General features: G+C 73.1%; 15 protein-coding genes. 1 reads left to right on the top strand and 14 read right to left on the bottom strand.

Going from position 1 to position 19,638, the window contains the following annotated elements; genetic code table 11:
* Positions 1 to 57: 57 nt before the first annotated feature.
* The 5 genes from ACIRRH_RS29415 to ACIRRH_RS29395 all read right to left on the bottom strand — a co-directional run bounded on the left by ACIRRH_RS29415 (position 58) and on the right by ACIRRH_RS29395 (position 6,425).
* Complete coding sequence (locus ACIRRH_RS29415) at positions 58 to 702, bottom strand: response regulator (RefSeq protein WP_403073418.1); 645 nt, start codon at positions 700 to 702, stop codon at positions 58 to 60.
* Entirely contained in the window at positions 666 to 1,973 is a 1,308-nt protein-coding gene (locus ACIRRH_RS29410) for a sensor histidine kinase (RefSeq protein ID WP_403073417.1), read from the bottom strand. The genes ACIRRH_RS29415 and ACIRRH_RS29410 overlap by 37 nt, the downstream gene beginning before the upstream one ends.
* A 336-nt stretch (positions 1,974 to 2,309) precedes the next feature.
* On the bottom strand, positions 2,310 to 4,823 hold the full coding sequence (locus ACIRRH_RS29405) for an ABC transporter permease (RefSeq protein WP_403073415.1): 2,514 nt from the start codon (positions 4,821 to 4,823) through the stop codon (positions 2,310 to 2,312).
* Complete coding sequence (locus tag ACIRRH_RS29400; protein ID WP_403073413.1) at positions 4,823 to 5,623, bottom strand: ABC transporter ATP-binding protein; 801 nt, start codon at positions 5,621 to 5,623, stop codon at positions 4,823 to 4,825. The genes ACIRRH_RS29405 and ACIRRH_RS29400 overlap by 1 nt, the downstream gene beginning before the upstream one ends.
* A 304-nt stretch (positions 5,624 to 5,927) precedes the next feature.
* Complete coding sequence (locus tag ACIRRH_RS29395) at positions 5,928 to 6,425, bottom strand: adenosine-specific kinase (protein WP_403073412.1); 498 nt, start codon at positions 6,423 to 6,425, stop codon at positions 5,928 to 5,930.
* Between the two features lie 33 nt (positions 6,426 to 6,458).
* Between ACIRRH_RS29395 and ACIRRH_RS29390 the strand changes: the two genes are divergently transcribed.
* The gene (locus tag ACIRRH_RS29390; protein WP_403073410.1) at positions 6,459 to 6,941 is read left to right on the top strand and encodes a YccF domain-containing protein; all 483 of its coding nucleotides are present in this window, start codon (positions 6,459 to 6,461) and stop codon (positions 6,939 to 6,941) included.
* 66 nt (positions 6,942 to 7,007) lie between these two features.
* On the opposite strand, the gene ACIRRH_RS29385 is transcribed toward ACIRRH_RS29390, so the two are convergent.
* The 9 genes from ACIRRH_RS29385 to ACIRRH_RS29345 form a co-directional block, all read right to left on the bottom strand.
* Positions 7,008 to 8,276, bottom strand: a complete 1,269-nt coding sequence (locus ACIRRH_RS29385; protein ID WP_403073408.1) for an APC family permease — start codon at positions 8,274 to 8,276, stop codon at positions 7,008 to 7,010.
* Positions 8,277 to 8,378: 102 nt separating this feature from the next.
* Positions 8,379 to 8,822, bottom strand: a complete 444-nt coding sequence (locus tag ACIRRH_RS29380; RefSeq protein ID WP_403073407.1) for an SRPBCC family protein — start codon at positions 8,820 to 8,822, stop codon at positions 8,379 to 8,381.
* Positions 8,823 to 8,886: 64 nt separating this feature from the next.
* Positions 8,887 to 10,518 carry an AMP-binding protein gene (locus ACIRRH_RS29375; RefSeq protein ID WP_403073406.1) on the bottom strand — a complete coding sequence of 544 codons (1,632 nt, stop codon included), beginning with the start codon at positions 10,516 to 10,518 and terminating at the stop codon, positions 8,887 to 8,889.
* Positions 10,519 to 10,660: 142 nt separating this feature from the next.
* Entirely contained in the window at positions 10,661 to 10,900 is a 240-nt protein-coding gene (locus ACIRRH_RS29370; protein ID WP_403073404.1) for a chaplin, read from the bottom strand.
* A gap of 99 nt (positions 10,901 to 10,999) precedes the next feature.
* Entirely contained in the window at positions 11,000 to 11,323 is a 324-nt protein-coding gene (locus ACIRRH_RS29365) for a hypothetical protein (RefSeq protein WP_403073402.1), read from the bottom strand.
* On the bottom strand, positions 11,320 to 13,887 hold the full coding sequence (locus tag ACIRRH_RS29360) for an Hsp70 family protein (protein ID WP_403073401.1): 2,568 nt from the start codon (positions 13,885 to 13,887) through the stop codon (positions 11,320 to 11,322). Before ACIRRH_RS29360 ends, ACIRRH_RS29365 begins: the two co-directional genes overlap by 4 nt.
* Before the next feature lie 31 nt (positions 13,888 to 13,918).
* Positions 13,919 to 14,773 (bottom strand): nucleotide exchange factor GrpE, encoded by an 855-nt coding sequence (locus ACIRRH_RS29355; RefSeq protein ID WP_403073399.1) that lies wholly within the window; start codon positions 14,771 to 14,773, stop codon positions 13,919 to 13,921.
* On the bottom strand, positions 14,770 to 15,192 hold the full coding sequence (locus ACIRRH_RS29350; protein ID WP_403073397.1) for a hypothetical protein: 423 nt from the start codon (positions 15,190 to 15,192) through the stop codon (positions 14,770 to 14,772). The genes ACIRRH_RS29355 and ACIRRH_RS29350 overlap by 4 nt, the downstream gene beginning before the upstream one ends.
* A gap of 99 nt (positions 15,193 to 15,291) precedes the next feature.
* Positions 15,292 to 19,458: a hypothetical protein gene (locus tag ACIRRH_RS29345; protein WP_403073396.1), complete on the bottom strand. Its 4,167-nt coding sequence runs from the start codon at positions 19,456 to 19,458 to the stop codon at positions 15,292 to 15,294.
* Positions 19,459 to 19,638: the final 180 nt, after the last annotated feature.

Below are 19,638 nucleotides of genomic sequence, written 5' to 3'. Positions count from 1 at the left end.
GGCCTGTCCGGCACGATCGCCCGGCGCGACCGGCCGGACAGGGCCTCGTGCGTCCACTCAGGCGTTGAGGTAGGCGAGGACCGCCAGGACGCGCCGGTTGCTGTCGCTGTCCGGGGGCAGCATGAGCTTGACGAAGATGTTCGAGATGTGCTTGGCCGCCGCACCCTCGGTGATGACGAGGCGTTGTGCGATGGCGGTGTTGGAGCAGCCCTCGGCCATCAGCTCCAGGACGCTGCGCTCTCGTGCCGTGAGTGCGGCGAGCGGCTCGTCGCGTGCGTGGCTCACCATCAGTTGGGAGACCACGGAGGGGTCCATGGCGGTACCGCCGGCGGCGACCCGGCGGATCGCGTCGATGAACTGCTCGTTGTCGAAGACGCTGTCCTTGAGCAGGTAGCCGATGCCGCCGGTGCCGTCGGCGAGCAGCTCCCTGGCGTACATCTGCTCGACGTGCTGGGAGAGCACGAGGATCGGGAGTTTGGGGATCTCACGCCTGGCCTGCAGGGCGGCCTTGAGGCCTTCGGTGGTGAAGGTCGGCGGCAGCCGGACGTCGACGATCAGGATGTCGGGACGATGCCTGGCGGCGGCTTCGAGCAGGTCGGGACCGTTGTCGACGGCCGCCACGGTCTCGAAGCCGTAGGCGTCCAGGAGTTGGATCAGCCCCTGCCTCAGGAGGAAGAGGTCTTCAGCGAGGACAACACGCACGGTATCTCCATCTTGATTGCGGTCGGACCGCCCAGCGGGCTACTGATGTCGAGGGTTCCGTCGAAGGTGGCCAGCCGCCGGCGGATGCCGTGCAGGCCGGTTCCCTTGGTGGCGTCGGCACCGCCGTGGCCGTCGTCGATGACCCGGGCGTGCAGCACGGCGCCGTCGTGCCAGGCGCTGACCTCGACGTGCTCGGCGCCGGAGTACTTCAGGGCGTTGGTCAGCAGCTCGGACACCGCGAAGTACAGGGCGGATTCGAGCGGTGGCGGCACCTCGCCCGGGATGCTCACCGTCACCTCGACCCGGAGCGGGCTGGCCAGGCCGAGGGCACGCAGCGCGTCGGCCAGGCCGCGTTCGGCGAGGATCGGCGGGTGGATGCCGCGCACCAGGTCGCGCAGCTCACGCAGGGCCGAGATGGAGGAGGTGCGGGCGTCGCGCAGCAGCCTGCGGGCCTCGTCCGATTCGCTGCCGAGGTGGCGTTCGAGCGCCCCGAGGGTCATGCCGAGGCTGACCAGCCTGGCCTGGGCACCGTCGTGCAGGTCGCGTTCGATCCGGCGCAGTTCGGCGGCGGCCGCGTCCAGGGCACCGGATCGGGTCTCGGCCAGGTGCTGGACCCGGACGGTGAGTTGGGAGCGCTCGGTGGGGCCGAGCAGCAGTCGGGTGAAGTACGCGTGCGCGGTGAGGAAGGCCGGGCTGTACCACACCCAGACGACGAAGAGCGCCGCCGCCGCCAGCGCGCCCAGGGCGGCGGTGGGTTGGCTCTGGATCGGGACGAAGAAGTACTCGCGCCCGGTGCCCTGCGCCCGCAGGATGGGCCTCCACAGGCCGCAGGCCAGCGCAAAACCTTCGAGGACGTAGTAGAGCACCACGGCGGGCAGGAAACCGATCATGCCGACGACCGAGTTGAGCAGCAGCCAGAGCAGGTCCCGCCAGCTGGCCGGATCGGTCAGAATCCATTTGCAGCGGCGGATCCAGCCGACGATGTCCTTCTCGAACTCCTGGGGCTCCGGCCGGTAGGGAACGGCGATCTCGATTCCCGATCGGGCGGCCACCCGCCGGTTGGCGTTGCACAGCCAGCGGACCCACTTGGTCACGATCGGCAGCATCACCGCGCCGATACCGATGACGAAGAGGATCACGAAATAGGCGGTGATCAGGAACAGGCAGACCGAGAGCATGGCGCCCAGCGCGATCAGCACCCCGACCACCAGGTCGGCGCCGGCCCGGCGGAGTCGGGCGGGGAACTCGTGCACACCGTTCCTGATGTTCACCAGGTCTCGCTCGGGCCCGCGCAGAGGGATATGGCCCGGCGGGATACGGGCAGAGCCACCGGATCCGCGGCCCGGTCGATGAATGGGTCGAAGGAAGGGCGGTAAGCGAAGTACACCTGAGCGATCGTCCATCCGTGACAGCAGCGATCCCGCGAGCCTGTCCGACACGTACGTGCAGGACGTACCTGTCGGTCGTGCTCGCGGGTTTTCCGATCAGCGCGACGTTACTAAAACTCAACGAGCCGTGACGAGTTGACCGGTCGGCGGCCGGCCGGAAGACGGCTGCGAGGCCGCCCCTCCGTCCGGGGTGACGGAAGAGCGGCCCCGGCGTGCCGGTCAGGCGGGTGACCTGGCCGCTTCGATCGGCGGCGTCCGCATGCCCCTCCAGGAGGGGAACAGGGTCGCGCCGAAGATCAGGGCGAGCGCGCCGCCGGTGATCGCGAGGTAGATGCCGATCGAGCCCTTCGGCAGGATCGAGTCGGCCTTCACCAGGCTGTACGGGACGATCGTGGTCGCCGAGGAGATGGTGCCCAGGATGGTCGCGATGACGGCGACCAGGGCGCCTTCGACGCTCAGCATGCCCAGCACCTGGGCCTTGGTGGAGCCGGTCAGGCGCTGGAGGCCGAACTCGCCCCGGCGCTTGCGGGTCACCGCCACCAGGCTGTTGATCACGGTGATCGCCGCGTAGCCGACGATCATGGCGACGATGGTGTAGTTCGAGGAGACCAGGATCTGCTGGATCTGGTTGTTGGAGCTGGTCAGCGTGGAACGGTCGGCGATCGCGGTGCCGGGCACCGTGGCCGCCACGCCGTCGAGGTGGGACTGGATCCGGGTGTGGTCGGCGCTGCCGTCCGCCTTGACCAGGATCTTGGTCGGCAGGCCGGTGGTGGTGTGCGGGGCCAGCACGTCGGAGGGCAGCAGCAGGTACTGCTCCTGGGGGTTGTCGGCGTAGGTGGCCACGACCTTGGGGTCGGCGGCGGTGCCGTCACCGAAGTGGATCTTCAGGTTGTCCCCGATGCGGACGCCGAAGTCCTTCGCCTGCTTGTCCGACAGGGCAACCGTGTTGCCCTTCAGGTCGCCGATCGACCCGTTCAGCGAGTCGAGCGCGATGGTCTGCTGGACGCCGTTGGCCGAGACGCCGCGCAGGTCCATGGTGTTGCCGCTGCCTGCGGCGTCCACGAAGCCGATGGAGCTGACCAGTTCGGAGACGCCGGACACGCCCGGGATGGAGCGGACCGAGCCGACCACGCCCGGCGCGAAGCCGCCGGTCGAGGAGTCGAGCACGTAGTCGGCCAGCACGTTGTTCTCGTAGCTCTTGGCGGAGACGGTGTCCTCGGTGGCCTGCATGTACAGGGTGCCGTTGGCGATGCCGATCAGCAGGATGATCGGGGCCACCGCGCCCGCCATCCGGACGTTGTTGGTGGTGGCGTTGCGCAGCGCCATGTACCCGGACAGTCCGGAGAACGCGCGGACGGGCCGACGGAGCGCCACCACGATCGCCTTGGTGATCCCCGGGGCGAGCAGCGCCACGCCGATCGCGAACAGGACCGAGGCCGGTCCCGCGGTGCTCGCCAGGGTCGGACCGTCGGTCATCACCGTGGCCGTGACGACCGACAGCGTGACGCCGTTGAGCATGAAGAACAGCGCCAGCAGCAGGCGGGTGGTGGTGAGCCACTTGGTCTGCAGGGTGCTCTCGGCCAGCGCCGCGACCGGCTCGGTCTTCGCGGCCTTGCGCCCCGCGAACAGCGCCGCGCCCATGGCGGCCGCGATCGCCGCGAAGGCGCCGACCGTGATCGGGATCCAGCCCTCGTGGAAGATGATCTCCTTGGACACCACGCCGTTGCCGGTCAGCTGCCCGTACAGCAGCTTGCCGGCGACGAGGCCGGGGGCGACCGCCAGGGCGGTGGCGAGCACCGACAGCACGGCGGTCTCACCGAGGATCATCCGGCGCACCTGCCGGGAGGTGGTGCCGATCGCCCGCAGCAGGGCCATCTCGTGCGCCCGCTGCTGGAGCGAGAGCCCGAGCGTGGAGGCGACACCGAACATCACGATCAGGACCGCCCAACTGCCGAAGATCGCCGCCAGGATGATCACGGTCTGCCGGCTGGAGAGCGTACCCGGCAGGTCGGCCAGGCCGCGCCGCTCGCCGGTCAGCACCATCGCCTTGCCGCTGACCGCCGAACTCACCGCCTGCTCCAGCGTCGCAACGTCGACACCGGCCGCCGGCCGCACCGCGATGGAGTCGAACTTGCCCTCGGAACCCGCCAGTTGCTGCGCCTGGGCGTCGGAGAAGAACAGGCTCGGCTGGATCGTCTCGCCGGTGGTCTGGTGGGCGATACCGGAGACCGTGAAGGTCCGGGCAGCGCCGTGCACGGTCAGCTGCACGCTGGAGCCGACCCCGGCGCCCGAATCGGCCGACAGCTTCGCGTCGAGGACCACCTGGCCGTTGCCCGGGGCCACGCCCTGGGTCAGCGTGAACGGGGTGAGCCCGGCGCTGGACCAGTTGTGGCCCTTCGAGCCGGCGTCGACCGCCTTGCCGCCCACCACCACGGTCGCGGGGAAGGACAGGTCGGTGATCGCGCTGCCGACGCCGGGAACCGCCCTGACCGTGTCGAGCACACTCGGGTCGATCCGGTTGCGCTCGGTCAGCACGGTGTCGTCGTAGGTCTGCTGACCGGTCACCACGATCGGCACCCCGACCAGGCGCTGCGGCGGGGCCGCCATCCGGACCCCGGTCTCCATCAGGCCACCGCAGGCCATCACGATCGCGGCGCCCAGGAACATCGCCACGAAGGTGGCGATGAACCCGGCCTTACGGAACTTCAGTGTGCGCAGAGCCAGTAGCAGCATCACCGGCCACCCCCCGACAGGGCGGAGGAGGGCGCGAGGTTCTCGTCGTCCCAGGCGCCGAGCCGGGTCATCCGCGCGGCGACGGCCTCGGCGGTCGGCTGGTACAGCTCGCCGACGAAGCGGCCGTCCGCGAGGAAGACCACGCGGTCGGCGTAGGAGGCGGCCACCGGGTCGTGGGTGACCATGACCAGGGTCTGCCCGCCGGCGGTCACCGACTCGCGCAGCAGGCCGAGCACGGCCGCGGCGGTACGGGTGTCCAGGGCGCCGGTCGGCTCGTCGGCGAAGACCACGGCGGGCCGGGTCACCAGGGCGCGCGCGATCGCCACGCGCTGCTGCTGGCCGCCGGAGAGCTGGCCGGGCAGGTGGTCGAGCCGGTCGGCCAGACCGACCCGGTTGACCACCATCAGGATCTGGCTCTTGTTCGGACGCTTGCCGGCCAGCTGGAGCGGCAGCACGATGTTCTGCATCACCGTCAGGGCCGGAAGCAGGTTGAACGACTGGAAGATGAAGCCGATCCGGTCGCGGCGCAGCTTGGTGAGCCGCACCTCGTCCAGGTCCGCGAGGTTGGTGTCACCGACCAGCACCTTGCCCGAAGTGGGCTGGACCAGACCGGCGGCGCAGTGCAGGAAGGTGCTCTTGCCCGATCCCGAGGGGCCCATCACGGCCGTGAAGCTGCCGGTGTCGAAGGTCATGCTCAGTCTCTTGAGCGCGGCCACCTCGTTGTCGCCCTTGCCGTAGATCTTCTCGACCGCTTCCAGCCGGACGGCCACTGCCTGCTGATCGCTCTCCTGAGTCTGCACTGGAACTCCCACCCGGTTGATCACGCACCTCACGCGAACTGGTGTCAACGGTAGAAGCGGCGGCGTTTCGGCACATTGGCATTGTTTGGCGTATCCGAGGTAGAACTTTCTCTCCCTCGGTGGCGGATGTTCCACCACCACCGCAAGCCGCTTCCGGGAACACCACGGGCGCGGAACCGGTGGCCCGCGCCCCTGGTCACCGGGCCCCTGACGGCGGGGCCGGCGAGTAGCGGTCAGCTTCGAGGGTTCCGAGGGTCGAAAGCCGCCGAAGGCATGCGACCGGGCAGGAGACAGGACGTCGAGCTCAGAGCTTGTAGCCGATCTGGCGCAGCAGGCTGTGGCGGTCCGCGGCGTCCTCGTCGGTCTCGACCCCGACCGGTGGTACGCCGTCGATCACGCCGATCACGCCGCGGCCCCGATCGGTGACGGCCAGCAGGACATCGACCGGGTTGGCGGTCGCGCAGAAGATTCCGCACAGCTCGGGCACGAGCTTGACGGCGTTGAGGACGTTGACCGGGTAGCCGCCACGCAGCAGGATCACGAAGGAGTGGCCGGCCCCGATCGCCTGCGCGTTGCGTACCGCGAGCGGCACCAACTCGTCGTCGTTGCCGGACCGGCGGACCAGGCAGGCGCCGGACGCCTCGCAGAAGGCGATTCCGAAGCGCAGGTGCGGGCCCACCCCGGCCATTGCCTCGTGCACGTCCTCCACGGTCTTGATGAAGTGCGACTGGCCGATGATCACATTCACGTCATCGGGCTTCTCGATGCTCACCACATCGAAGGACAATCCGGCAGCGGCCATCAGGAACCTCCTGCTCTCGCTCGTCATTGGACGATGTACGTCGTCCCGATCATGTCCGCCGGACCTGCGTGCCGTCGGGACGGCACGCAGGCGAAGCGTCGCCAAGTCAGCCGGCACCGGCCAGACCATCACCGTCGCCGACACCACCGCCGGCTACCGCTACCGCCCCGATCGGAAGCCGGAACCGCAGCACGCTCGCCGCGCGAACCGGAGCGCCCGGCAACGATTCCGTTCGGCATCGCGTCCTTCCGGATCGCCGGGTTCATCCTGTGGCCGTTCGGGCGGACGGCGGTGGAGCGGCCGGACGCCGGGCCGGCGTCCGGCGTGGGGAACGTCATCCGGCTGGTGTTCGCCGGGTGGTGGCTGGCGCTCGGGCACCTGATCACCAGCATTCCGCTGTTCCTGTCGATCATCGGCATCCCCTTCGGGTGGGCCGACCTGAAGATGATCCCGGTCTCGCTGATGCCGCTCGGCCGCGAAACCGTCTCCACCGACCGGGAGTGGGGCGCGCGGTAACCGGAACGGAATCGCGGACGGCCGGCGAAGGGCAGCAGCCCTCGCCGGCCGTCGGCGTTCCCGGGCTCAGGCCCGGCGGGTGAGGGCCTTGCGCGCGAAGTAGGCGGCGGCGCCGAGGGCGAGGACGGCGGCGCCCCAGAGGACGGAGGCGGCGGGGAGGGCGAAGGCGAGGACGAGGCAGCCGGCCGTGCCGAGGAGCGGGACGGCACGCGGGGGGCGGCCCTTGGCGGGGGTGAGGGTCCAGGCGGCGGCGTTGGCGACGGCGTAGTACGCGAGGACGCCGAAGGAGGAGAAGCCGATCGCGCCACGGACGTCGCCGAGGGCCGCGGCGAGGGCGACCACCGCGCCGACGGCCAGCTCAGCACGGTGCGGGACGCCGAAGCGGGGGTGGACAGCAGCCAGTGGGTGCGGGAGGTGACGGTCGCGGGCCATCGCCAGGGTGGTGCGCGAGACGCCGAGGATCAGCGCGAGCAGCGAGCCGAGGGCGGCGACCGCCGCACCGGCCCGCACCACCGGGGCCAGCCCCGGCACCCCGGCCGCCCGGACCGCATCGGCAAGCGGCGCGGCGGAGTGAGCGAGGCGTTCGGGGCCGAGCACGGCCAGGACGGCGAGGGCGACGGCGGCGTAGACGACCAGGGTGATGCCGAGGGCCAGCGGGATCGCCCGGGGGATGGTGCGCTGCGGGTCGCGGACCTCCTCACCCAGCGTGGCGATCCGGGCGTACCCGGCGAAGGCGAAGAACAGCAGGCCGGCGGCCTGGAGCACACCGTGGAAGCCGGCGTCCGCACCGATGACCCAGTGGCCGGTGTCGGCCTCGCCGCTCGTCAGACAGGCGGTGACCACGGCGGCGAGCACCGCCAGGACGACGGCCACGATCGCCCGGGTCAGCCAGGCGGCCTTCTGCACGCCGACGTAGTTGACGGCGGTCAGCGCCACCACGGCCGCGACCGCGACGGCGTGGGCCTGGGCGGGCCAGACGTAGGAGCCGACGGTGAGGGCCATCGCGGCGCAGGAGGCGGTCTTGCCGACCACGAAGCCCCAGCCGGCCAGGTACCCCCAGAACTCGCCGAGCCGCTCCCGGCCGTAGACGTATGTGCCGCCGGACTGCGGGTAGCGGGCGGCCAGCCGGGCCGAGGAGGTCGCATTGCAGTACGCCACCGCGCCGGCCACCGCCAGCCCGACCAGCAGCCCTGAGCCGGCGGCCCCGGCCGCGGGCGCGAGCGCGGCGAAGACGCCCGCGCCGATCATCGAGCCCAGCCCGATCACCACGGCGTCGGACACCCCCAGGTGCCGCCGCAACTCCCCCGGCCCGGCCGCCGTCGGCGACGAACTCATGCGCTGTACCTCTCCCGATCCGGCTGTGGTGTCGGCGCACCCTATCCGAGCGGGGAGAACGGAAGACGCAGGTTTGCAGGGCGGCCGGAACCCGGACGGCGGTCACCCGGTCAGTCGGGCCTCCAGCACCCGGAGGTCCTCGGCCAGGTCGGCACGGACCGGGAGGGCGAGCAGGGGCCAGGCCAGGCACTGGAGGCCGGCCGAGCAGCTGCGGACGCGGATGCGGGCGAAGGTGCCGGCCTGGGTGGGCTCGAAGGTGTAGGTGACGCGCATCGCCAGGGGCCCGGCGACAGGGACCATGTCGAGCACCGTCGGCGGGTGGTAGCCCGCCACGCGCAGCACGTACCTCGTCGGCCGGCCCAGGAAGTGCGCGCTCCGGGTGACCTCGGCGCCCACCCCGAAGCCGCCGGTGTCGGCCTCCCGGGTGAGCGTGGCGCTGCGGATGGCCCCGGTCCACTCGGAGTCGTGGCGCCAGTCCATCGCGTAGGCGGCGACGGTGGCGGGCGGGAGGGGGATCAGGCGTTCCACTGTGACGTCGAGGGGCATGATCACACTCTCCCGCCGGGCGGGCCACCGCGCTCCCCGGACACACCCGGCCGGAGGGCCCCGGTCAGAGTCCCAGGATGCGCCGGGCCTCCGCCCGCATCTCGACCTTGCGGATCTTCCCGGTGACCGTCATGGGGAACTCCTCGACCACGTGCACGTAGCGCGGGATCTTGAAGTGCGCGAGCCGGCCGGTGCAGTACGCGCGGACGGTCTCGGCGGTGAGCCGCTCGGCGCCCTCCCGCATCCGGATCCAGGCCATCAGCTCCTCGCCGTACTTGGTGTCGGGGACGCCGATCACCTGGACGTCGAGGATGTCCGGGTGGGTGTGGAGGAACTCCTCGATCTCGCGCGGGTAGAGGTTCTCGCCGCCGCGGATCACCATGTCCTTGATCCGGCCGGTGATGGCGAGGTAGCCGTCCTCGTCCATCACCGCGAGGTCCCCGGTGTGCATCCAGCGGGCGGCGTCGACGGCCTCGGCGGTGCGCTCGGGCTCGCCCCAGTAGCCGAGCATGACGGAGTAGCCGCGGGTGCACAGCTCGCCGGGTTCGCCGCGCGGGACGGTGAGGCCGGTGGCCGGGTCGATCACCTTGACCTCCAGGTGCGGACCGACCCGGCCCACCGTGGTGACCCTCCGCTCGACCGGGTCGTCGACCCGGGTCTGGGTGGAGACCGGCGAGGTCTCGGTCATCCCGTAGCAGATGGAGACCTGTGTCATGCCCATCCGCCCGATGACCTCCTTCATCACCTCGCTCGGGCAGGGCGAGCCCGCCATGATGCCGGTGCGCAGGCTGCCGAGGTCGTAGCGGTCGAAGTCCGGGTCGGCCAGCTCGGCGATGAACATGGTCGGCACGCCGTACAGCGAGGTGCAGCGCTCGGCGGCGACGGCGGCCAGGGTGGCGCCGGGCTCGAAGGAGGGGGCCGGGATGACCATGCAGGCGCCGTGCGAGGTGGCCGCCAGGTTGCCCATCACCATCCCGAAGCAGTGGTAGAAGGGCACCGGGATGCAGATCCGGTCCTGCTCGGTGTAGGCGAGCAGCTCGCCCACGAAGTAGCCGTTGTTGAGGATGTTGTGGTGCGAGAGCGTCGCGCCCTTGGGGAAGCCGGTCGTCCCGGAGGTGTACTGGATGTTGATCGGGTCGTCGGGGGCCAACTCGCCCTGGCGCTCTGTGAGTCGGGTGGGGTCGGCCGACCTCCCGGCGGCGAGCACGGCGTCCCAGGCGGGGCTGCCGAGCAGCAGGACGCGCTCCAACTCGGGGCAGCGGGGCCGGACTTCCTCGATCATCCCGGCGTAGTCCGAGGTCTTGAAGCGCTCGGCGGCGACCAGCAGCCGGATGCCGGCCTGGTTCAGCACGTACTCCAACTCGTGGGCGCGGTAGGCCGGGTTGACGGTGACCAGGATCGCGCCGAGCTTGGCGGTGGCGTACTGGGTGAGGGTCCACTCGGCGCAGTTGGGGGCCCAGATGCCGACCCGGTCCCCCTTGGCGATCCCGAGTTCCAGCAGGCCGAGGGCCAGCGCGTCGACGTCGGCGGCGAGTTGGGCGTAGGTCCAGCGGCGGACGGTGGCCCGGTCGACCAGGGCGTCGCGCTCGGGGAAGGCGCGCACCGCGCGGTCGAGGTTCTCCCCGATGGTGTCGCCGAGCAGCGGGACGTCCGAGGTGCCCGAGGCGTAGCTGCGTGGGGTCGGCGTGGTCGGCACGGGCTGGCTCCTGTGGACGGCGGTGCGGGACAGGGACCATGGTCGTGGCCCTCGCCTCGCGCCGCCACCCCCGAACGGGGGTACGGACACGGCGCTGGGGCCGTCCGTCGCCTTCGACGGACGGCCCCAGCGCGCGGGGTCACTAGTTGACGTTGATGCAGGGGCCACTGGAGGCCTGGTTGGCGATCGCGACGACGCCGATCACGTTCCCGCAGACGTTGGTCTGGGCGTTGATCGGGATCAGGAACTGGTTGCCGGACAGGAAGCCGGGCGAGTTGGCGGCGACACCGTTGGCGGTGACGTCGGCGACGGCGGTCCCGGTTCCGGCGAGGACCGCCGCCGCGGTGAGGACGGTGGCGGCGAGGGTGGTACGCATGCGCATGGCGACGCTCCTTGTGAGGGTGGCGATTTCGAGTGTGACGATCACACCCGCCATCGATCACAAGCGATCCGCTCCTCGGCACGCCGGGATTGCCCCGGCCTAGGGCGTGTCGCCCTCCCGGCCCGCCGGCGCCGCGGCCACGGGAGCGGCGACGCTCAGTGATTCCAGCAGCGCCCGGGCCGGGTCCAGCCCCGGCTCGGCCGCCACCGCACGGTGCAGCAGCCCGAGGGCGAGCGCCCGGTCCCCGGCCGCCAGGGCGTCCAGCGCCCGGTTGTAGTCGATCCGTCCGGCGTAACGCAGCCGGAACAGCACGGACAGGTCCTCCCGGCAGGAGGTGCAGCGCAGGGTCTGTGGGTCCGCCGGTACCCTGCACAGCGGGCACAGCACCTCGGGGGCCCCCGACAAGGCGTCCACGGTGCTCATCGCGGCCCCGCCTCCTCCGGCCGGACCGGGCCGAGCGACTCCTGGGCCGGCTCGCTGCCCAGCTCCCGCTCCGCCTGCGCGTACAGGGCCAGCAGGTTCGACATGTGCCGGTTGACGTCCGCCATGTTGGGCGCCTCCACGGCCGCGTCCAGCCCGCGCAGCTCGGCCATGATCAGCTGGGCCAGGGCGGGCGAGACCATGTTCTGGGTCACGTAGACGTTGCACATGGTGAGCATCCGCATGGTGTGCCCGAGCGAGTCGCACAGCTCGTCCGCCTTCCGGGCCGCGCGCATCGCGCCCTCCCAGTCGGCGGCCTCGCGGCGCAGCCGCAGCTCGGCGGCCACCGACCGAAGCCGGTCCAGGTCGCTCGGGTCGAGGTGCTTCTCGCAGTAGTGGATGAACAGGCTCAGGTACGCCTCGGAGCCGCGCACCCAGCGCTGGGCCCTGAGCTGCTGCTGGGCCCGCTCCAGCGCCGCGTCCACCGACTGGCCGCGGGTCTGCCCGGCCGCCAGGTCGTCCAGGGTGTCCATCAGCCGCTGCGTCTCGCGCATCTCGGCCTCGGTCAGCTCGCCGCCCCAGCGGTCGGTGAAGGACTCGACCTGCCGTTGCTGCTCCTCGACCTGCACCTTCAGCTCGGGGTCGAGGGTGACCCGCTCCAGCTTGACGGTCTTCTCGGCGCCGCCCTGGATCCGCACCGACAGGGTGATGGTGCGGTCCCGGTCGAGGCCGAAGGAGACCTCCACCGGGGTGCGGCCGCCCAGGCCCTCGGGCAGCCGCAGGGTGAGGTGGCCGATCAGCTCGTTCTGCTGGGCGATCTCGTGCTCGCCCTCGTAGACCGCCACCTCCAGCCGCTGCCGGCCGCTGCCGGAGACCACGAACTCCCGGCTGACCGGCGAACTCGTCGGGTAGCTGGTGTTCTTGGGGATGATGACGGCGAGGCGGCCGTCGTTCAGCTCGATGCCGAGGTTCTTCGGGGTGATGTCGAACGGGTTGGTGACCTGCGCCAGCTCGCCGCAGCCCGGGCAGACCTCGCAGCCGGGCGGATTGACCACGCCGCAGGCGGCGCAGCGCAGGCCGACGTCCTCGGCGGCGCTGGTGGCCACCCTGGTGTGGCCGGGGGCGGCCGAGTTGAGCGGCTCGCCGCACAGTTCGCAGGCGGTGACGCCGGGGGCGGCCGGGGTGCCGCAGCGCGGGCAGTTGTCACCGTGCACCACGGTGGTGGCCCGGGTCTGCTGCGGGACCGTCGCGCCGCCGCCCGAACCGTCCAGGGCCTGCTCGCACTTGGGGCAGGCGGCGGCGTCGGCGTCGACCGGGATGTGGCAGGTCGGGCAGGAGACCCGGGAGCCGCCGAGCAGGGTGGTGGCGCAGTTGGCGCAGTTGGAGGCGGACAGGTCGCCGGGGGCCCGGCACTCGGGGCACTCCACCTCGCCGACCAGCGCGGACTGCACGGCCGCGCCGAGCGCCACGCACTGCATCGGGTTGACGCCGCGCCGGATCCGGCGGGGGCCGAACACTTCGCCGAGCCTGCGGGCGACCAGCGGGATCGCGGTCGAGCCGCCGACCAGCACCACCTCGTCGATGTCCCCGACGGTCAGGTTGGCCTGCATGATGGCCTTGTGGGTCAGCTCGATGGTGCGTTCGATCCGGGCCTCGATCAGCTCCTCGAAGCGGGCCCGTTCGAACTCCGTCTCCAGCACCAGCTGCCCGGCTCCCAGGCCCGGCAGGATGACCTCGGAGGACTCCTGGTTGGAGAGTTCGATCTTGATGGTCTCGGCGGTGGCGGCGATCTTCGGACGGTCGCGCAGGTCGGGCTGGTACTCCGAGCCGTACTCCTCCCGGATGTCCTCCAGCAGCGCGGTGGTGATCCCCCGGTCGAAGTCGTCGCCGCCGAGCAGGTTGTCGCCCTCGATGCCGAGCACCGAGACCGATCCGGGCACCAGCAGCAGGATGGAGATGTCGAAGGTGCCGCCGCCGAGGTCGTAGACCAGGACGGTCCTGCCCTCGTCGCCCGCCTCGGAGGTGATGCCGTAGGCGAGGGCGGCGGCGGTCGGCTCGTTGATGATCCGCAGCACGTGCAGGCCGGCCATCCGGCCCGCCTCCTGGGTGGCCGCGACCTGCCGCTCGCCGAAGTACGCGGGGACGGTGATCACGGCCCGGTGGAAGGGCTCGCCGAAGCGCTGCTCGGCGTCCTCCCTGAGGCGGTGCAGGATGATCGCGGAGATCTCGATCGGGGTGTACGAGCGGCCGTTGAACCAGACGTTGACGTCGCCGTCGGTGCCCGCGGTGACCTTGTAGTCCACCTCCTTCAGGGCCGCCTGGACCTGCGGGTCCTTGAACTTGCGGCCCATGAAGCGCTTGACCGAGCGGATCACGTTGGCGCCGTCGATGGCGATCCGGCTGCGCGCGGTGGAACCCACCAGCAGCTCGCCCTTGCGGCCGCTGCCGACCACGGAGGGCGTGGCCTCCTGGTTCTGCCGGTTGAAGATGATCTCCGGCTCGCCCCGGCGCAGGTGGGCGACCACGGAGTTGGTGGTGCCCAGGTCGATGCCGAGTGTGCGGTACATGTCGTTCCCCTCTTGCCCCTCGTGGTCCTGGCTACTTCTTGCGCTTGGCGTGCTTGGCCGCGGCCTTGCCCCGGCGGTGGGCCCGGGGCGGGGCCGCCTTGGGCTGGGCGCGGGTGACCGTCGCGGCGGTGGCGGTGGCGGGCGGGACGGCTTCGACTTCCTCGGGCTTCTCGGGTGTCGCGGGCGTCTCGGGCGTCTCGGGCGCCTCCGCCTCGACGGCCTCGGACATCTCGGGCTCGACGGGCTCGACGGGCTCGACGGGCTCGACGGGCTCGACGGCCCCGGTGACCTCGGGTGCCCCCGGTTCGACACCCGCCGGCTCCGGGAGCGCCGGGACCGCCTCCGTCGAGGCCGCCGCCGGCCCGTCCTGCGGTTCGGGGTCCGGGTCCGGCTCCGGTGCGGCGACCACCACCTGGGCCCGGCGCAGCACCTCGTCCCCCCAGAAGAACCCGGTCACCACCGTCCGTACCACCGTCTCCGGCGCCACGCCGGACCGGGCCTCGGTGCCCACGATCTCGGTCAGGTCCGGGTCGGCCGTCATGCCCTCCAGGCGCATCGGCCGCACCTTGGCCTTGGCGAGCTGGCCGAGCAGCCGCCGCCGGGTGGCCTCCAGGCCGTCGCCGCGCCCGAGCGCCACCAGTTCGGGGTTCAGGCGGAGCGCGGCGAGCGCGTCGTCCACCTCGACCAGGATGCCCAGCAGTTCGCGCTGCTCGGCCCGGGCGGCCTGCTTCTGCTCCGTCAGCTTGCTCCCCAGCAGGGACGCCCGGAAGAGCAGCCGGCCGAACGCCTGCTCCAGGTCGACGTCCTCGACGCCGGGCGGGACCTCCAGCCGCCGACGGCCGTCGAGCAGGGAGGCGGTGGGTACGTCGGTGGGTACGTCGGTCATTCCGGAACCTCGATCTGCGGCAGCACGGACAGGTCCGCCGCGTAGCGGGCGGGGACGGGCGGTTCGGAGTCTGCGCCGCCGGGGGCCGGCTCGGCGAAGTCGGCGGCCAGCTCGGCGCGGTGGAGGGCGGGCAGGGCGGCGGGCGGCAGCGGCGGGCGCTCGATCACCAGCAGCGGTTCGGCGAGCGCGGGGGCCAGCAGCTCGGCGGCCTGGTCGACCGGCTCCGGCGGGAGGGGCTGCTGGAGGTCCGCCTCCAGGCGCCGGTCCGGGTTGCGCAGCAGCGCGGCGGCCTCCTGGATCTGCTGGCGGCTGTACCGGCCGGCCCGCATCGCCGGTCCGACGGCGAGGTTGATCTCGCGCACGCCGGCCGTGAGCGGGATGCCCAGGACCTCGTACGGCGACGGTTCGTGCAGTGGCATGGCGGGCGGTCTCTCTCCTCACGGTGGCGGGGACGGCGCGGGTGCCGGCACGGCTGCGGCGTACGGTCCAAGACGACTCCAACTGCCGTGCGGTTGCCGTCAGTAGAGCGAGTTGATCCGCCGCTGCATGGCGCGCAGCTCGGCGTCGTCCGGGTTGTGCTCGACGGCCTTGCGGGCCAGGTCGCGGGCCTCGCGCAGCTGCCGGGCGTTGGCCCGCTGGACGGCGAACGAGCCGTGGACGATGCCGAGTTCGCGGTGCAGCTTGGCGGTGTCCTCCGGGGTGCGGGACAGGCCGAGCGCCTCCTCCAGCAGCCGGATGGCCTCGGGGTAGCGGCGGGCCTCGTAGTGGCCGATCGCCTCGCCGCGCCAGACGCTGACCATCAGCCGGCGGATGTCGACCGAGTCGTCGTAGGACTTGGCCTTCTGGAGCATCGCGGCCTGGGCGGTGAACGGCTGGTCCTGCATGTCGTCCACCACGTGGTTGGCGAGCATCACCGAGACCCGGCGCGGGGCCTCGTGGTCGACCTCGCCCTCCCATTCCGGGTCGGCGCGCAGCGCCTCGGCCATCCACTCGACGGCGCGCCGGCGGTCGTCGGCGAAAGCGGCGGAGCGGGCGAGGTGGCGCAGCACGAAGGCGAGGCCGAGCCGGTTGTCCGGGTCGGGGTTGAGTTCGATCAGTGCCCGCCAGGCGTCGGCGGCCTCCTCCAGCTCCGCGTCGGTGGCGTCAGGGCGGCTGAGCTGGCCGGCCCGGTTGCCGAGGGCTGCCTCCAGGAAGTGCCGGGCGGTCGGGTCGCCGGGGACCAGCTCCAGGCTCTTCTCCAGGAGGGCGAGGGCGCGGGGGTAGTCCTTGTCCTCGTTGTTGATCTTGCGTGCCCACTGGGCGTAGGTGGCGCCGAGGTCGCCCCGCACCTCGGGGTCGTCGGGGGCCAACACCAGTGCCTTCTCCAGGAGTTCGGCGGCTCCGGCCTGGTCGTCCAGGCTGTTCTTGAGCAGCGCGCGGGCGGCCCGGACGCCGGACTCGGCGGCGATCGCGGCAGCGTCGGCGGGCAGCCGGGCGCCGGGGACGGCCCGGGCGCGGGTGAGGCTGTCCAGGGCCTCGCGCCAGTCCTGGTTGCGGTGGTGCTCGCGGGCCTGGCTGACCAGCGACTCGCCGAGCAGGGCCTGCCAGTCCTCGCCTCGCCGCTGTTCGGGCACCGCGTCCAGGGCGGCGACGGCGGCGGCCTGCCGGCCCTGGAGTTGCAGGTAGCGCTGCGCGCCGAGGTCGCCGAACAGGCCGAGGGCCCGGGTGGGCGCGGGCGCGTCGGGGCCGGCGGGCCGACGCCAGGGCCGGACGGCCTGCTCGAAGGCCTCGGCCCAGCCGGCGGGTCCGGGCTCGGCACGCAGCAGCCGGTCGAGGGCCGGGCCGAGTGCGAGGCGGCGGGTCGGGCGGCCGGGCAGGGTGATCCGGACGTCTTCCTGGGCGAAGGCGTCCGCGCAGTGCGCCTCCAGGCCGAGACGCAGCGTCCAGGCGGTGACCTCGTCGCCGCTGCGCCCGGCGGTCCGGTCCAGGGCGCGCAGGTCGTCGCGGAGGCGGTCGAGCAGTCCGGTGCGGGCGGCGGCGAGCCGCTGGGGCTCGGCGGTGCGGCCGGTGATCCGGGCGGACTCGGCCCACAGCTCGGGCTGGTGCACGGCTGCGACGAGACTGCCGAGCGTCCAGGCCCAGACCTCCTCGTCGGGCGTGTCGGAGCCGGCGGCGAGCCGGTAGCCGGCCAGGCCGAGCGCGTGCAGCAGCCGGGGGTGGGCCGGGTCCTTGAGCAGCAGTTCGCGGTAGGCCTCCCAGGCCTCCCGGTGGCGGCCGTCGGCGGCGGCCTGGTGCGCCTCGTGCTCGGCGAGCAGGACGAGCGCGCCGGCCACCCGCTCGTGGCCGGGGAGCTCGTGGCCGGTGCTCGCGTGGCCGGGTGTCTCGTGGCCGGGTGTCTCGTGGCCGGTGCTCGCGTGACCGGGGGCGAGCCCGAGGGCCTGGCGCAGGTCGACGGCGGCCGGGCCGGGCCGGCCGGCGTCCAGGGCGGCGCCGGCCCGGCGGACCAGGACGGCGGCGCGGGCCGTCCGGGCGTCCGCGGGCAGGCCGGCCAGGGCCTCGTCCAGCCGGCCGAGTTCGGCGCGCAGCAGGGCGAGGTCGAGCCGGACGGGCGCGGCGGCGGCTCCGTCGCCGAGTGCCTCGGCCCAGCGGGCGAGCACGGGTTCGGCCTGCTCGGGGGTGCCGGCCCAGCGGGCGCAGTCGAGGACGGCGCGCAGTGCGGGGGCGGCGCAGCGCACGCAGCGAGGCGAGGCGGCGGCTTCGGGGGTGTGCTGGTGGTCGGTGCAGGCCTCACGGCCGCAGCCGCCGCAGGTGCCGGTGGCGGGGCGGTCGCAGAGCGCGCAGTCGCCGGCCGGCGCCCCGGTGGGGGCGGCGCCGGCCTGGAGGAAGTTCCGGTACCAGTCCAGGGCGGCGGCCCAGTTGCCCGCTCGTTCGGCGAGCAGGGCACGCAGCCGGGCCGTTGCCGGGTCGCCGGCCGGGTCGGGCGGGCCGAGCAGGGCGATCGTCCGGGCCGGACGGCCCGCCAGCAGGGCGACGGCGGCCAGGTGGTAGCGGTCGCGCCGGCCGCTGCCAGCGTCGAGCAGGGCGGTGACCGGCTCCGGGGTGCCTTCGGCCAGGGCGAGGGCGGCACGCAGCCGGGCCTGGCGGTGGGTGAGGGCGCCGGGCAGGGTGTCGGCGAGGGCGAGCGCGGCGGCGGCGCGGCGGCGTGGTTCGGCGTGGTCGCGGCCGGTGACCAGGAGGTGGGCGGCCTCGCGCAGGGCGGCTTCGCGCAGCGCGGCGCGGTAGCCGGGGGCGGCGGGGTGCTCGGCGGTGGCCTGCTGCCAGAGTTCGCGGGCGGCCGTCGGGTCGGTGGCCAGCCGGGTGCGGGCGAGCCGGTCGCGGGCCAGGGCCCGGCGGGGGTTCAGCTCCTCGTCGTCCAGTGCCTCCCAGCGGGCGAGGGCGCCGGCCGGGTCGTCGGTGCGGGCGAGGGCGAGGCCGTGGTGGAAGGCGGCGATGGCGGTCCAGCGGGTGCCCGGGTCGGTGTCGGCCTCGGCGCGCAGGATCGGTTCGGCCTCCTCGGCCTGCCCGGCGGCGAGCAGGGCGGCGCCGAGCCGGACCCGGGCCGGGCGCCAGTCGGGGGCCCGGCCGAGGCCGGCCCGGTAGTCGGCGGCGGCCTCGGCGGGGCGTTCGGCCCGTTCGTGCACCAGGGCGAGGCCGAACCGGGCCGGGGCGAAGTCGGGTTGGACGGTCAGGGCGGCGGCGAACTGCTCCCGGGCCGGCTCGTCGGCGCCGAGCAGCAGGGCGAGCCGGCCGAGGGCGTAACGGGGGCGGGGGTCGGTCGGGCTCGCCACGACGGCGGCCGCGAGGTCGGCCCAGGCCTCCTCGGTGGCGCCGAGGCGCTGGCGGGCCAGGCCGCGGAAGAGCAGGCCGTCGGTGCGCAGGGCCGCGCCGCGCCCCCACGGGGAGGGCTCGCCGGGGCCACGGCGCAGCGCCTCGTCGAAGGCGGTGACGGCGGGTTCGTCGCGGTGCAGGGTGTACAGCTGGGCTCCCCAGCGGAACCACAGTTCGCCGCTGCCGGCGGGGGCCGCGGCGGCGAGCAGGGCCTCGGCCTCGGCGGCCCGGGCGGTGGCACGCAGCAGGGCGGCCCGGGCGAGCACGGGCCAGTCCCGGCCGGGCAGGGCGGCGAGGGCGAGGGTGGTGACGTGCTCGCGCTGGTCGAGGGCGCCCTCGCGGCAGTGGTACTGCAGCCAGTCGACGGTGCGGGCGGCGGCCTCGGCCTCCTCGCCGGGCTCGGCGCCGGCGGCGGTGGCCTGGAGGAAGGCGAGCAGCGGGCCGAGGTCACCGTCGGGGGCCTGCATCCGTTCCTCGGCGAGGCAGCGCAGGCTCCACCGGGGCAGTTGCCGGGACGGGTCGGCGAGCAGCGGGTAGGCCTCGCGGTGCAGGGCGAGGGTGGCCTGCTGGTCGCCGGTGGGGACGGTGGCCTCGGCCTGGCCGAGCAGGGCGAGGCCGCGCTGCGGGCGCAGTTCCTCGGGCCCGTCGGCGAGTTCGCGGGCCAGCCGGGCGTAGCGGCGGCGGGCCTGGGCGGCCCGGCCGGCGGCGAGCCGTTCGGCGGCCGCGGCCAGTGCCTTCGCCACCGTTGCGGCGTCCAGGGCCCGTCGGCGGCGGGCCGACACGACGGCGGCCGCACCGGTCAGCGCCACCACGACCAGCAGCACCGCTAACAGCACCATGCACCGTCCCCCTGTGTTCGGAAACCGCCCACTCCATGATCAACTCGCTTCTGGAGATCCTGAGTTGACGTTGTGTCGTGATGTTGATCGAACGCCATCAGAATAGGCCCTCGATCGGACAGACGAACAGGAAAGAGCACTATCCTGGGCATCACATCAGCAGCAGCACGGCAGCACATC

Source organism: Kitasatospora sp. NPDC101235 (genome assembly GCF_044767505.1).
Lineage (GTDB): Bacteria > Actinomycetota > Actinomycetes > Streptomycetales > Streptomycetaceae > Kitasatospora.
The sequence above is the reverse complement of the archived record's forward strand: the minus strand, read 5'-3'. Positions and strand labels throughout refer to the sequence as shown.

What these genes read in the sequence shown, in the direction of transcription:
- ACIRRH_RS29405 (WP_403073415.1), bottom strand. Translation starts at nt 4,823, where the DNA reads ATGCTGCTACTGGCTCTGCGCACACTGAAGTTCCGTAAGGCCGGGTTC.
- ACIRRH_RS29395 (WP_403073412.1), bottom strand. Translation starts at nt 6,425, where the DNA reads ATGGCCGCTGCCGGATTGTCCTTCGATGTGGTGAGCATCGAGAAGCCC.
- ACIRRH_RS29390 (WP_403073410.1), top strand. Translation starts at nt 6,459, where the DNA reads ATGTACGTCGTCCCGATCATGTCCGCCGGACCTGCGTGCCGTCGGGAC.
- ACIRRH_RS29385 (WP_403073408.1), bottom strand. Translation starts at nt 8,276, where the DNA reads ATGAGTTCGTCGCCGACGGCGGCCGGGCCGGGGGAGTTGCGGCGGCAC.
- ACIRRH_RS29380 (WP_403073407.1), bottom strand. Translation starts at nt 8,822, where the DNA reads ATGCCCCTCGACGTCACAGTGGAACGCCTGATCCCCCTCCCGCCCGCC.
- ACIRRH_RS29370 (WP_403073404.1), bottom strand. Translation starts at nt 10,900, where the DNA reads ATGCGCATGCGTACCACCCTCGCCGCCACCGTCCTCACCGCGGCGGCG.
- ACIRRH_RS29365 (WP_403073402.1), bottom strand. Translation starts at nt 11,323, where the DNA reads ATGAGCACCGTGGACGCCTTGTCGGGGGCCCCCGAGGTGCTGTGCCCG.
- ACIRRH_RS29360 (WP_403073401.1), bottom strand. Translation starts at nt 13,887, where the DNA reads ATGTACCGCACACTCGGCATCGACCTGGGCACCACCAACTCCGTGGTC.
- ACIRRH_RS29355 (WP_403073399.1), bottom strand. Translation starts at nt 14,773, where the DNA reads ATGACCGACGTACCCACCGACGTACCCACCGCCTCCCTGCTCGACGGC.
- ACIRRH_RS29350 (WP_403073397.1), bottom strand. Translation starts at nt 15,192, where the DNA reads ATGCCACTGCACGAACCGTCGCCGTACGAGGTCCTGGGCATCCCGCTC.
- ACIRRH_RS29345 (WP_403073396.1), bottom strand. Translation starts at nt 19,458, where the DNA reads ATGGTGCTGTTAGCGGTGCTGCTGGTCGTGGTGGCGCTGACCGGTGCG.